We start from the raw sequence: 12,478 nt of genomic DNA, 5'->3' as shown, positions 1-12,478 counted from the left end.
GATGCGCCGCCTTCTCGCCGTTGCCGCCACGATCCTGACCCTCGCCGCGCCGGCCGCCTTCACGTCGGCCTCCTTTTCATCGGCAGAGGCTGCGACCAGGACAGTCACCGCGCTGAAGCAGTTCGGGGAGCCGCAGTTCAAGCCGGGCTTCACCCATTTCCCCCACGTCAACCCGGACGCGCCCAAGGGCGGGTCGGTCGGGCTGGCCGAATCGCAGCCGGGAACCTACGACAGCCTGAACTCGCTGATCCTGCGCGGGGTGCGGCCGCGGACGCTGGGGCTGATCTCCGACACGCTGATGGTCGGTTCCGGCTGGGAGCTGGACGCCGCCTACGCCCATCTGGCGGAAAGCGTGGAGGTGCCCGACGATTACGGCTGGGCGGTCTTCACGCTGCGCCAGGGCGCCCGCTGGCATGACGGCACGCCGATCACCAGCACCGACGTCGTCTTCACCTGGGACGCGATCCAGGCCCATGGCGCGCCCTTCATCAAGTCCTTCCTCGACCACACCGCCAAGGTGGAGGCGCTGGACGAGCGCCGCTTCAAGATCACCCTGACCGGCACGGGGGAGATCAAGCCGATCATCGACTTCGCCGTCACCTTCGCACCGCAGCCCAAGCACTGGTGGACGGCGCAGGGGCGCGACATCTCCAAGACGACGCTGGAGCCGGTGCTGGGCAGCGGGCCATACCGGATCAAGACTGTCGATCCCGGCCGCTCCATCACCTACGAGCGGGTGGCCGACTGGTGGGCAAAGGATCTGCCGACCGCCCGCGGCTTCTACAATTTCGACACGGTGAAGGACGACTTCTACCGCGACGACGACGTGATGTTCGAGGCGTTCAAGGCCGGCGCCTATGATTTCCGTGGCGAATACAGGGCGCAGCGCTGGACCACCGGCTACGATTTTCCCGCCGCCAGGGACGGCCGCGTCCTGAAGCTGGAGGTGCCGAGCGAACTGCCGCTGGGCGCCCAGGGCTATCGCCTCAACACCCGCCGCGACAGGTTCGCCGACCCCCGCGTGCGCGAAGCGCTGGCCCTGCTGTTCGACTTCGACTGGATCCGGAAGAACATACTGTATGGCCAGTACAGCCGCACGCTCAGCAACTTCCCCAATTCCGACTTCGGGGCGAAGGGTCCGCCCGGCGCGGCGGAGCTGGCGCTGCTGGAGCCCTTCAAGGCGCAGCTGTCGGACCGGCTGCTGACCCAGCCCTTCACCCTGCCGACCACCGACGGCAGCGGCAACAACCGCGCCCAGGTGCGCGAGGCGACGCGCCTGTTCAAGGAGGCCGGCTGGGAGACCCGCAACGGCAAGCTGACCAATGTAGAGACCGGCGAAGCGATGACGATCGAGTTCCTCGACGGCACCGGCGCGCTGACCCGCGTCACCCAGCCCTACATCGAGACCCTGCGCCGGGTCGGCATCGACGCGACCTTGCGCATCGTCGACACCGCCCAGTATCAGGCGCGGCTGGACGAGTTCGATTTCGACGCCATCGTCGTCAATCTCAGCTTCTTCACCCCGCCGGGTACCGAGCTGCGCGGCTATTTCGGCTCCGCCGCCGCCGGCATCAAGGGATCGGCGAATTATTCCGGCATCCATGACCCGGTGGCCGACGCGCTGATCGAAAAGGCGCTGGCGGCCAAGGATCTGGAGCAGGTGCAGGCCGCCACCCGCGCGCTCGACCGCGTCCTGCTGTGGGGCTTCTACATGGTGCCGCAATGGTACAACGCCGAAAGCTGGATCGCCCACAAGGCGTGGCTGGCGCATCCAACGGTCTGGCCGAAATACGACCAGGATTATCGCAGCACCAATTTTCCGGCGACCTGGTGGGTCGATGCGGCTGGTAAGGCGGCGCAGCCTTGATGACGCCCCATTGCGGGGCTAACTCCATCAGTCTGAACGGTTTTTGGACAACAATCGAGGGAGGGGATCGGGCATGACTTGTCGGATGCGGTGGCTGGGCACCGGCGTGACGGCTGCGATGACGGGGACGGCAATGGCGGCGCTTCTGCTGCTGGCGACACCCGTCGCGGCGCAGGAAAAGGGCAGCCACGCCCTCGCCCTGCACGGCAAGCCGAAATACGGGCCGGACTTCCAGCATCTCGACTACGTCAATCCTGACGCCCCGAAGGGCGGCGAGGTCAAGCTGATGGCCTTCGGCGGCTTCGACAATCTCAACCCCTTCATCCTGCGCGGGCAGGCCGCCGCCGGGGCAGGGTTGCCGTTCGAGACGCTGACCACCAGCAACGGCGACGAGGCGATCACCGAGTACGGCCTGCTGGCGGAGACCATCCAGGTCGCCGACGACCGCAGTTGGGTCGCCTTCACCCTGCGGCCGGAGGCCCGCTTCCAGGACGGCAAGCCGGTCACCGTCGACGACGTGATCTGGAGCTTCGACACGCTGCGGGAAAAGGGCCATCCACTCTACCGCACCTACTACGCCGACGTGACGAAGGCGGAGAAGACCGGCGAGCGCACGGTCAAATTCTCGTTCCGCAATGGCAACAATCCTGAGCTTCCGGTCATCATGGGCCAGCTGCCGGTGCTGCCCAAGCATGCCTTCGCCAACCGCGACTTCGCCACCACGACGTTGGAGCCGCTGATCGGCAGCGGACCCTACAAGGTGGTCGACGTGCAGCCCGGCCGCGCCATCACCTATGAGCGGGTGAAGGACTGGTGGGCCAAAGACCTGCCGATCAACCGCGGCCGCTACAATTTCGACCGCATCCGCTACGACTATTACCGCGATCTCGACGTGGCGTTCGAGGCGTTCAAGGCCGGCGCCTATGATTTCCGGCTGGAGAATTCGTCGAAGAACTGGACCACCGGCTACAATGTCCCGGCGGTGCAGAACGGCCAGATCGTCAAGGAGGAGCTGAAGCACGAGGACCCGCAGGGCATGCAGGCCTTCGCCTTCAACATCCGCCGGCCGATCTTCGAAGACCGCCGCGTACGCGAGGCGCTGAATTACCTGTTCGACTATGAATGGACGCGCGCCAACCTGTCCTACGGCCTCTACCAGCGCACCAGGAGCTATTTCGCCAACACCGAATTGGCGTCCACCGGCCTGCCTTCCCCCGCCGAACTGAAGCTGCTGGAGCCCTTCCGCGGCCAGATCCCGGACGAGGTGTTCACCAAGCCCTACGAGCCGCCGAAAACCGACGCCAGCGGCAACATCCGCGGCAACCTGCGCACCGCGCTGGGCCTGCTGAAGGACGCCGGCTGGGAGCTGAAGAACGGCAAGCTGGTCAACGCGCAGGGCCAGCCCTTCCGCTTCGAGATCCTGCTGGTGCAGGCCGACATGGAGCGCATCGTCCAGCCCTTCGTCCGCAATCTGGAGCGCGCCGGCATCGAGGCGCAGATCCGCGTGGTGGACAGCGCGCAGTACCAGAACCGCACCGATAATTTCGATTACGATATGATCATCGAGCGGTTCGCGCAGTCGTTGTCGCCCGGCAACGAGCAGCGCGATTACTGGGAATCGTCGCGCGCCGACCAGCCGGGAAGCCGCAACGCCATCGGCATCAAGAACCCGGCAATCGACAAGCTGGTGGAAACGTTGATCGCAGCCCCCGACCGCGAGGCGCTGATCACCGCCACCCGCGCGCTGGACCGCGTGCTGCTGTGGAACTGGTACGTCATCCCGCACTGGCACGACACCGTCTACCGCGTCGCCTATTGGAACCGTTTCTCCCATCCGGCGGTTGCCCCGAAATACGGTCTGGGCTTCACGGACAGCTGGTGGATCGATGCGGACAAAAACGCCAAGCTGGCCAACAGCGCGCGCCGCACGGCTCCCTAAACTGTCTGACCTGCGCAACGGTCTGGTTTAAGCTGTCTTATCCTTGAGGATTGGGGAGGGTCGGGACACCCGCGATGCTGGCCTACATCATCCGCCGCCTGTTGCTGATCATCCCCACCCTGTTCGGGATCATGGTGATCAATTTCCTGATCGTTCAGATCGCCCCCGGCGGCCCGATCGAGCAGATGATCGCCCGCGTCCAGGGCACGGCGGTCGAGGCGACATCCCGCATCGGCGGCACCGCCGGCGGCGACGCCAACACCGCCCAGCGCCAGAACCAGACCGCCGGCGACAGCGGCGGCAAGTATCGCGGCGCCCAGGGACTTGACCCCGCCTTCATCAAGCAGCTGGAGAAGGAGTTCGGCTTCGACAAGCCGATCCACGAACGCTTCATCCACATGATGTCGAACTATATCATGTTCGATTTCGGGACCAGCTACTTCCGCGACCGCCGGGTGGTCGATCTGGTTCTGGAGAAGATGCCGGTGTCGATCTCGCTCGGCATCTGGACGACGCTGATCGTCTATCTGGTCTCCATCCCGCTCGGCATTGCCAAGGCGGTGCGCGACGGCCAGCCCTTCGACGTCTGGACCTCCGGCGTTGTCATCGTCGGCTACGCCATCCCAAGCTTCCTGTTCGCCGTGCTGCTGATCGTGGTGTTCGCCGGCGGGCGCTATCTCGACTGGTTCCCCTTGCGCGGGCTGGTGTCCGACAATTGGGGCGACCTGCCCTGGTACAAGCAGATCATCGACTATTTCTGGCACATGGCGCTGCCGGTGATCTCCATGGTGATCGGCGGCTTCGCCGGCCTGACCATGCTGACCAAGAACTCCTTCATGGAGGAAATCGGGAAGCAGTACGTCACCACCGCCCGCGCCAAGGGCCTGACCGAGAACCGCGTGCTGTACGGCCATGTCTTCCGCAACGCCATGCTGATCGTCATCGCCGGCTTCCCCGGCGCCTTCATCGGCATCCTGTTCACCGGCGCCATGCTGATCGAGGTGATCTTCTCGCTCGACGGGCTGGGGCTGCTGGGCTTCGAGGCGGCGATCAACCGCGACTATCCCGTGATGTTCGGCACGCTGTACTTCTTTACGCTGCTGGGGCTGATCATGAACCTGGTCGGCGACATCACCTATGTGATGGTCGATCCCCGCATCGACTTCGAATCGCGGAGGGTGTGATGACTCCGCTGACCCGGCGCCGGCTGGCCAATTTCAAGGCGAACCGCCGCGGTTTCTGGTCCTTCTGGATCTTCCTGGTGCTGTTCGTCCTCTCGCTGGGGGCGGAGTTCATCGCCAACGACAAGCCGTTGCTGGTCGAGTACGAGAACCAGTATTATTGGCCGGTCTTCCAGACCTATCCCGAGACCACCTTCGGCGGCGAGTTCGAGACGGAGACCGATTACCGCGACCCCTTCGTCCGCGACCTGATCAACGCCAAGGGCTGGATGGTCTGGCCGCCGATCCCCTACAGCTACCGCACCATCAACTACAACCTGCCGGTCCCTGCCCCGGCGCCGCCATCGGCCGACAACTGGCTGGGCACCGACGACCAGGGGCGCGACGTGGTGGCGCGGCTGATCTACGGCTTCCGCATCTCGGTGCTGTTCGGGCTGGTGCTGACCGCCTTCTCCTCCGTCGTCGGCGTGGCGGCGGGTGCGGTCCAGGGCTATTTCGGCGGGCTGACCGACCTGCTGTTCCAGCGCTTCATCGAGATCTGGCAGGGGCTTCCCACCCTGTTCCTGCTGATCATCCTGGCCAGTGTGGTGACGCCGACCTTCTGGTGGCTGTTGGGCCTGCTGCTGCTGTTCTCCTGGACCGCGCTGGTGCATGTGGTGCGGGCGGAGTTCCTGCGGGCGCGGAACCTGGATTACGTGCGCGCCGCCAAGGCGCTGGGCGCCGGCGACGTCACCATCATGGTGCGCCATGTGCTGCCCAACGCCATGGTGGCGACGCTGACCTTCATGCCCTTCATCCTCAACGGCTCGATCACCACCCTGACCGCACTGGACTTCCTGGGCTTCGGCCTGCCGCCCGGCTCGCCGTCGCTGGGCGAGCTGCTGGCCCAGGGCAAGGCCAACCTGCAGGCGCCGTGGCTGGGCCTGACCGCCTTCTTCGTGCTGGCGATCATGCTGAGCCTGCTGATCTTCATCGGCGAGGCGGTGCGCGACGCCTTCGACCCGCGCAAGACCATCGCCCAGATGTCGACGGCGATGCCGGGAGAGGCCGCCGCGGCGACGGCTGCGCGCAAGGAGGCGGCGGAGTGATGGTGCTGGATGCCCCCTCCCTAACCCTCCCCCGCTCCGCGGGAGAGGGGACTCCGCTGCATTTTCCCAAAGCTCCTGCCCCCTCTCCCGCAAGGCGGGGGAGGGATGGGGAGGGGGCACCCGCGATGCACCTTGCGCCAACGAAGAAGGCCCAACAGCCCGAGAGCCCGACATGAGCCTAATGCCCCCCAACCCCGACCTGCTGTCCGTGCGGGGCCTGCGCGTCGATTTCCGGTCCGGTGCCGGCGCGACGCAGGCCGTCAAGGGCGTGTCCTTCGACATCCAGAAGGGCGAGACGGTGGCGCTCGTCGGCGAATCGGGCTCCGGCAAGTCGGTGACGGCCCTGTCGATCCTGCAGCTGCTGCCCTACCCGATGGCGCACCACCCCGCCGGCTCGATCCGCTTCCGCGACACCGAACTGCTGGGCGCCGAGGAGAAGACCCTGCGGCAGGTCCGCGGCAACCGCATCGCCATGATCTTCCAGGAGCCGATGACCTCGCTGAACCCGCTGCACAGCATCGAGCGGCAGATCAACGAGACCCTGTTCCTGCACAAGCGGCTGTCGACCGCCGCCGCCCGCGCCCGCACGCTGGAGCTGTTGCGCCTCGTCGGCCTGCCCGATCCGGAAAAGCGGCTGACCGCCTATCCGCACGAGCTGTCGGGCGGCCAGCGCCAGCGGGTGATGATCGCCATGGCGCTGGCCAACGAACCCGATCTGCTGATCGCCGACGAGCCGACCACGGCGCTGGACGTCACCATCCAGGCGCAGATCCTGGCGCTGCTGAAGGATCTGCAGAGCCGCTTCGGCATGGCGCTGCTGCTGATCACCCACGATCTCGGCGTGGTGCGCAAGATGGCGGACCGCGTCTGCGTGATGAACCAGGGCGAGATCGTCGAACAGGCCAAGGTCGACGACCTGTTCATCCGTCCGCGCCATCCCTACACCCAGAAGCTGCTGTCGGCCGAACCGCGCGGCAACCCGCTGTCGCCGCCCGAGGATGCGGCGGAGGTGATGGCCGCCGACAAGCTGAAGGTGCATTTCCCGATCAAGAAGGGCCTGTTGCGCCGCACCGTCGGCCATGTGAAGGCGGTGGACGGCGTCGACGTGGCGGTCCGCCGCGGCCACACGGTGGGCGTCGTCGGCGAATCGGGATCGGGCAAGACGACGCTGGGCCTGGCCTTGCTGCGTCTGCACGCCAGCGAGGGTGCCATCCGCTTCGACGGCACCGACATCCAGGGCTGGCAGCCGAAGCGCCTGCGTGGACTGCGCCGCGAGATGCAGATCGTCTTCCAGGACCCCTACGGCAGCCTGTCGCCCCGCCTGTCGGTCGGCCAGATCATCGGCGAGGGGCTGGGCATCCACGGCATCGGCGACAGCAAGGAACGCGAGGCGATGGTCGCCCGCGCGCTGGAGGAGGTCGGCCTGCCGCCCGAGGCGCGCAACCGCTACCCGCACGAGTTCTCCGGCGGCCAGCGCCAGCGCATCGCCATCGCCCGCGCCCTGGTGCTGAAGCCGAAATTCGTCGTGCTGGACGAGCCGACTTCGGCGTTGGACATGTCGGTGCAGGCGCAGATCGTCGATCTGCTGCGCGACATCCAGGCCCGCCACAACCTCGCCTACCTGTTCATCAGCCACGATCTGCGGGTGGTGCGGGCGCTGTCCAGCCACGTCATGGTGATGAAGGACGGCAAGGTGGTCGAACAGGGCCCGACCCAGCGCATCTTCGAGGAGCCGCGCGAGGAGTACACCCGCGCCCTGCTCGCCGCCGCGCTGAACCTGGAGGCCGTGGAGTCGCCGGCGGTGCGGACGTGAGTTGCGGACGTGAGGCGGAGACTTTATCCGGGATCGCTCCGCGGGTAGGGTAGCCGTCCCCTCGCACTGACCGACGCCGATCCCATGACCGACACCGCCCCGCAAGACGCCGCCCGCCTCGCCGAAGCCGTCCGGTCGGGGGACCGGCGGGCGCTGGCGCGGGCGATCACGCTGATCGAATCGACGCGCGCCGACCATCGCGCCACCGCCGACGCGCTGCTGGCGCTGCTGCTGCCCTACACCGGCAACTCGGTGCGACTCGGAATCTCGGGCGTGCCGGGGGTTGGCAAATCGACCTTCATCGAGGCGTTCGGCCTGCATGTCATCGGGCTGGGACACAAGGTCGCGGTGCTGGCGGTCGATCCGTCGTCGCAGCGCACCGGCGGCTCGATCCTGGGCGACAAGACCCGCATGGTCGACCTGTCGCGGGAGGCCGACGCCTTCATCCGTCCCTCCCCGGCGGGTGCGACGCTGGGCGGCGTGGCGCGCCGCACGCGCGAGGCGATGCTGATCTGCGAGGCCGCCGGCTTCGACGTGATCGTGGTGGAAACGGTCGGCGTCGGCCAGTCGGAGACCGCGGTGGCCGACATGGTCGACCTGTTCATGCTGCTGCTGCTGCCGGCCGGCGGTGACGAGCTGCAGGGCATCAAGAAGGGCATCGTCGAGCTGGCCGACCTCGTCGTCGTCAACAAGGCCGACGGCGACCTTGCCGCCACCGCCCGCCACACCGTCGCCGACTACCGCCACGCGCTGGCCTTGCTGCGCCATGGCGACTGGCGTGTGCCGGTGCTCAGCTGCTCCGCCGTGAAGAAGGTGGGGATCGACACGGTGTGGGACACCATCGGCGAGCACAAGGCCCTGACCGAGGCCAACGGCGCCCGTGCCACCCGCCGGGCGGAGCAGGCCCGCGCCTGGCTGTGGAGCGAGATCCGCGAGACGCTGATCGACCGCTTCCGCTCTCACCCAGCCGTGCGGGCCGATCTGGCGCGACTCGAGGCGGAGGTGACCGCCGGCACGACCATCCCGGCGGCGGCGGCCCACACCCTCCTGGGGCGCTTCCTCGACCAAACGGGCGGCGCATAACCCGTTCAGCTTATGTTGCACCGCAACAAATTCGTTGCACCGCACCAACCGTAGGGCTATTCTGCATCGGGCGGGAAAGGGGCGGCGTGCGCCGATTCGACCTTGTCGATCAGCGTCTGTCGCTTGGGCCGGGGTGCCCGCGGTCTCCTGGGGTTACGCCGGAGCGGCCTTTCCGTTTCCGCCAATGTGCCTTTTCTACGGGAGACAACGCCATGACCGCTCAGCCGACCCCCGCCGCCGTCCTGACCCTGTTCAAGACCAACGCCCAAACCGCCGCCGCCACCACTGCCGCCAAATCCGCGCGCGTCGCCACCCTGGTCCAGGACGGCTACCGCCGCTGGTTCGACGGCGTCACCGCCTCGGTCAACGACGCCAGCCGTCTGGCCGCCGGGCTGGGCAAGGCCCGCACCCCCGCCGATCTGGCGGCGCTGCAGCGCGACTGGCTGTCCACCACCCAGGCCCGCGTGACCGAGAGCGTTCAGGGTTTCCTGGACGTCTCCACCAAGATCGCCGCCGAGATCACCACCCTGCCGACGCCGGCCGCCGAGGTTGCTCCCGCTGCCGCTCCGACCCCGAAGGCCGAGGTTCCGGCGTCCGCCCCGGTGACGGTCGCCGCCCCGGTGGTCGAGATGCCGAAGGTCGAAGCCCCTAAGGTCGAAGCCAAGGTCGAAGCCCCCGCTCCGGCCCCGGTCGTCGAGGCCCCGGAAGTTGCTCCGGAGCCCGCCCCGGTGAAGGCCGCGGAGACCGCTCCGGTCGCCACCGCCGCCGCTGCCAAGCCGGTCGAGGTTTCCGTCGAAACGCTGGTCGAGGCTGTGAAGGCCGAGAAGGCCGCTCCGGCCGCCTCCATCGCTGCCGAAGCGAAGGCCGCGGCCAAGCAGGCGCCCCGCCGCGCCGCCAAGCCGGCGTCGAAGACCTCCACCGCCGTGAACTGACACCCGTCAGGACAAGGCATTTAGAGTAAGGACCGGACGCGGCGCGTCTCTTCGGCAGATCGAAGAGGCCGCTGCGCTTCGACTCTCCTCAGTCCCGCGACGACTCAGGTTTTGATGGGTTCGTCGCGGATCCCGGCTTGACGACGGCGCTTTTGTTCGACTATATAGCGGCCTCCTTCGGGCGGCAGGCCGTCCGTTACCGGGTTTCATTTGCTAAAGTAAAGGATCAGTCCGATGGCACGTCGGTGCTCCGTGACCGGCAAGGGCACGCAGTTTGGCAACAACGTCAGCCACGCCAACAACAAGAATCGCCGCCGCTTCCAGCCGAACCTCCAGGAAACGTCGCTGCTCAGCGACAGCCTGGGGCAGCTGGTGCGTCTGCGCCTCTCGGTGAACGCGATCCGCTCGATCGAGCACAAGGGCGGCCTCGACGCCTTCCTGCTCGACGCGAAGGACGCCGTGCTGAGCCTGGATGCCCGTCGCATCAAGCGCCGGATCTCCAAGGCCCAGGAGAAGCAGCAGGCTGCGGCCTGATCGCTTCCCGGCATCTGGGGCGCGTTTGGTGTGCTGAGGCGGGGCGCTTGCCGCTCCGCTAGCGAGATTTAGGACGCGTACAGGACGATTCCGACTCCCGGTAAGAGAGCGGCGCGCGACATCCGAAAGGGTGCCGCGCGTTTCGTCGTTTCCGGGGTTGGGTTGTTGAGGGTGTGCAGCGTTAGACCCCCACCCCCAACCCTCCCCCGCTGAGCGGGGGAGGGAGCTAGTGCTTGTGCGGGAGAGTGGCGGTAGTCCCTCCCCCGCCCAGCTCTCGCACAAAGCTATGCTTTGTGCTGACGCGGCAGGCGGACCGTAGGTCCGCTGAGAGCGGGGGAGGCTAGGTGGGGGTCTAACTTTCACTCCCCCAACACCTCCTCCGGGTCCTCCGCATCCACCACCCGCCGGGCGATCTCGTAGCCGAAGCCTGCCCGCCCCAGCGCCGCCATGTCCTTCTCGCGGTGCGCCTCGCGCTGCTCCGGCCGCCGGTACGGACCCAGCCGCCGCCGCTTGGCCAGCGCCAGCGCCGCGGTCAAATCCAATTCCGGCCCGACATCCTCGCGCAGGCTGTCCAGCGCCTTGTCGGCCTCGTCGCGGCCGATACCCTTGCCGGCCAGCTTCTGCGCGATCAGCCGGGTGGAGGCGCCGCGGCGGTGCAGGCTCTCGGTCCGCATGCGGGCATAGGTCTCGTCGTTCAGCAGGCCGCTGCGGACATAGCGGGCGAGCAGGTCGTCGACCCAGCGGGCGCCCTCCTCGCGGTCGGTGCCGTGGGCCTTGGCCGACAGGTCGACCTTGCGCATCAGCACCCGGCGCAGGTTGGCCGTCGAACTGGCGAAGCGTTCCAGATAATGCAGCGCCGCGTTCTCCAGATATTGCGGCGTGACGCGCTTGGGCGGCTTGCGGGCCGGCGAGGATGGACGCTTGTCGTCGGTGTTCATGGCAGTCCCTTCGGCGGCGGCGGTTGCCGGACGGGTGGGCCGCAAGTAAAGTCCGTGACTTTCTCGGCAGTCCGTGACCTTCCCGGCGCCCTTTCCTGGCGAAACAGCTCCGGTTCCTCCGGCCATGGCCGCCGGCACCGGGTCCCTAAAGGCAGATCGTGACGCGATGACCCTTCCCCTTCCTCCCATGCCGCGCAATGTCGGTTCCGTCAACTGGATCGGCCTGTGGACGCTCTACGCACGCGAGGTACGGCGCTTCGTCAAGGTGCACCAGCAGACCGTCTGGGCCCCGGTGGTGACGACCCTGCTCTATTACGCGGTGTTCGCCCTGTCGCTCGGTTCAGCCGTGCGGATGGTCGGCGAGACGCCCTTCCTGCAATTCCTGGCGCCCGGCCTGATCATGATGGCGATGGTGCAGAACGCCTTCGCCAACACCTCCTCCTCCATCGTGATCGCCAAGGTCCAGGGCAACATCGTCGACATCCTGATGCCGCCGCTGTCGCCGATGGAGCTGGTCAGCGGCTTCGTGCTGGGCGGCGTCACCCGTGGCATCGTGGTCGGTCTGGTGACCGGGCTGGCCATCTGGGCGGTGATCCCGATGCACATGCCGCATCCGGGCTTCGTGCTGTTCCACGCGGTAATGGCGTCGATGCTGCTGGCTTTGCTGGGTCTGGTCGGCGGCGTCTGGTCGGAGAAGTTCGACAACATCGCCGCGGTGACCAACTTCGTGGTGACGCCGCTGTCCTTCCTGTCCGGCACCTTCTATTCGGTCGACACCCTGCCGCCGGTCTTCTGGTGGATCGCCCATTTCGACCCCTTCTTCTACATGATCGACGGCTTCCGCTATGGCTTCATCGGCACGTCGGACGGATCGCGCTGGCTGGGCGTGATCGTGATGCTGGGGGTGAATGCCGGGCTGTGGTGGCTGGCTTGGCGCATGTTCAAGACGGGTTACAAGCTGAAGGCGTGAAACACCGGAAAGTCTTGCGTCTTTTCCGCCCTATCCGTTGACAGAACCGATCGATCTTCGGATATTTGCCGTTCCCGGCGGCCAGCCATGGCCGCCGGATTTTCCTTTTTGGGAGACCAAAGCCGTGATCCCC

10 protein-coding genes are annotated in these 12,478 nt (G+C 66.9%); 9 read left to right on the top strand and 1 reads right to left on the bottom strand.

Features of this window, described 5'->3' with window-relative positions; genetic code table 11:
* The first annotated feature begins 1 nt into the window (after position 1).
* The 8 genes from J2Y49_RS23770 (at position 2) to rpmB (ending at position 10,437) form a co-directional block, all read left to right on the top strand.
* On the top strand, positions 2-1,867 hold the full coding sequence (locus J2Y49_RS23770; protein WP_310117450.1) for an extracellular solute-binding protein: 1,866 nt from the start codon (positions 2-4) through the stop codon (positions 1,865-1,867).
* A gap of 73 nt (positions 1,868-1,940) precedes the next feature.
* Positions 1,941-3,806, top strand: coding sequence for an extracellular solute-binding protein (locus J2Y49_RS23765; protein WP_310117449.1), 1,866 nt, complete (start codon positions 1,941-1,943; stop codon positions 3,804-3,806).
* Positions 3,807-3,880: 74 nt separating this feature from the next.
* Complete coding sequence (locus tag J2Y49_RS23760) at positions 3,881-4,990, top strand: microcin C ABC transporter permease YejB (protein ID WP_310117448.1); 1,110 nt, start codon at positions 3,881-3,883, stop codon at positions 4,988-4,990.
* Positions 4,990-6,075, top strand: coding sequence for an ABC transporter permease (locus J2Y49_RS23755; protein ID WP_310117447.1), 1,086 nt, complete (start codon positions 4,990-4,992; stop codon positions 6,073-6,075). Before J2Y49_RS23760 ends, J2Y49_RS23755 begins: the two co-directional genes overlap by 1 nt.
* A gap of 172 nt (positions 6,076-6,247) precedes the next feature.
* Positions 6,248-7,888 carry an ABC transporter ATP-binding protein gene (locus tag J2Y49_RS23750; RefSeq protein WP_310117446.1) on the top strand — a complete coding sequence of 547 codons (1,641 nt, stop codon included), beginning with the start codon at positions 6,248-6,250 and terminating at the stop codon, positions 7,886-7,888.
* An 84-nt stretch (positions 7,889-7,972) separates the two neighbouring features.
* Positions 7,973-8,971, top strand: coding sequence for a methylmalonyl Co-A mutase-associated GTPase MeaB (gene meaB / locus J2Y49_RS23745; RefSeq protein ID WP_310117445.1), 999 nt, complete (start codon positions 7,973-7,975; stop codon positions 8,969-8,971).
* A gap of 212 nt (positions 8,972-9,183) precedes the next feature.
* A complete protein-coding gene (locus tag J2Y49_RS23740; protein ID WP_310117444.1) occupies positions 9,184-9,903 on the top strand; it encodes a hypothetical protein in 720 nt (239 codons plus the stop codon).
* A 234-nt stretch (positions 9,904-10,137) separates the two neighbouring features.
* Positions 10,138-10,437 carry a 50S ribosomal protein L28 gene (gene rpmB, locus J2Y49_RS23735; RefSeq protein ID WP_012973047.1) on the top strand — a complete coding sequence of 100 codons (300 nt, stop codon included), beginning with the start codon at positions 10,138-10,140 and terminating at the stop codon, positions 10,435-10,437.
* Positions 10,438-10,796: 359 nt separating this feature from the next.
* On the opposite strand, the gene J2Y49_RS23730 is transcribed toward rpmB, so the two are convergent.
* On the bottom strand, positions 10,797-11,375 hold the full coding sequence (locus tag J2Y49_RS23730) for a RecX family transcriptional regulator (RefSeq protein ID WP_310117443.1): 579 nt from the start codon (positions 11,373-11,375) through the stop codon (positions 10,797-10,799).
* 166 nt (positions 11,376-11,541) lie between these two features.
* On the opposite strand from J2Y49_RS23730, the gene J2Y49_RS23725 reads away from it, so the two are divergent.
* Positions 11,542-12,345: an ABC transporter permease gene (locus tag J2Y49_RS23725; RefSeq protein WP_310117442.1), complete on the top strand. Its 804-nt coding sequence runs from the start codon at positions 11,542-11,544 to the stop codon at positions 12,343-12,345.
* The last annotated feature ends 133 nt before the right edge of the window (positions 12,346-12,478 follow it).

It is taken from the genome of Azospirillum sp. BE72 (genome assembly GCF_031455875.1).
In the GTDB taxonomy this organism is placed as follows: Bacteria; Pseudomonadota; Alphaproteobacteria; order Azospirillales; family Azospirillaceae; genus Azospirillum.
This window is presented reverse-complemented; position numbering and strand designations above follow the sequence as displayed.

What these genes read in the sequence shown, in the direction of transcription:
- J2Y49_RS23760 (WP_310117448.1), top strand. Translation starts at nt 3,881, where the DNA reads ATGCTGGCCTACATCATCCGCCGCCTGTTGCTGATCATCCCCACCCTG.
- J2Y49_RS23740 (WP_310117444.1), top strand. Translation starts at nt 9,184, where the DNA reads ATGACCGCTCAGCCGACCCCCGCCGCCGTCCTGACCCTGTTCAAGACC.
- J2Y49_RS23750 (WP_310117446.1), top strand. Translation starts at nt 6,248, where the DNA reads ATGAGCCTAATGCCCCCCAACCCCGACCTGCTGTCCGTGCGGGGCCTG.
- J2Y49_RS23755 (WP_310117447.1), top strand. Translation starts at nt 4,990, where the DNA reads ATGACTCCGCTGACCCGGCGCCGGCTGGCCAATTTCAAGGCGAACCGC.
- rpmB (WP_012973047.1), top strand. Translation starts at nt 10,138, where the DNA reads ATGGCACGTCGGTGCTCCGTGACCGGCAAGGGCACGCAGTTTGGCAAC.
- J2Y49_RS23730 (WP_310117443.1), bottom strand. Translation starts at nt 11,375, where the DNA reads ATGAACACCGACGACAAGCGTCCATCCTCGCCGGCCCGCAAGCCGCCC.
- J2Y49_RS23770 (WP_310117450.1), top strand. Translation starts at nt 2, where the DNA reads ATGCGCCGCCTTCTCGCCGTTGCCGCCACGATCCTGACCCTCGCCGCG.
- J2Y49_RS23725 (WP_310117442.1), top strand. Translation starts at nt 11,542, where the DNA reads ATGACCCTTCCCCTTCCTCCCATGCCGCGCAATGTCGGTTCCGTCAAC.
- J2Y49_RS23765 (WP_310117449.1), top strand. Translation starts at nt 1,941, where the DNA reads ATGACTTGTCGGATGCGGTGGCTGGGCACCGGCGTGACGGCTGCGATG.
- meaB (WP_310117445.1), top strand. Translation starts at nt 7,973, where the DNA reads ATGACCGACACCGCCCCGCAAGACGCCGCCCGCCTCGCCGAAGCCGTC.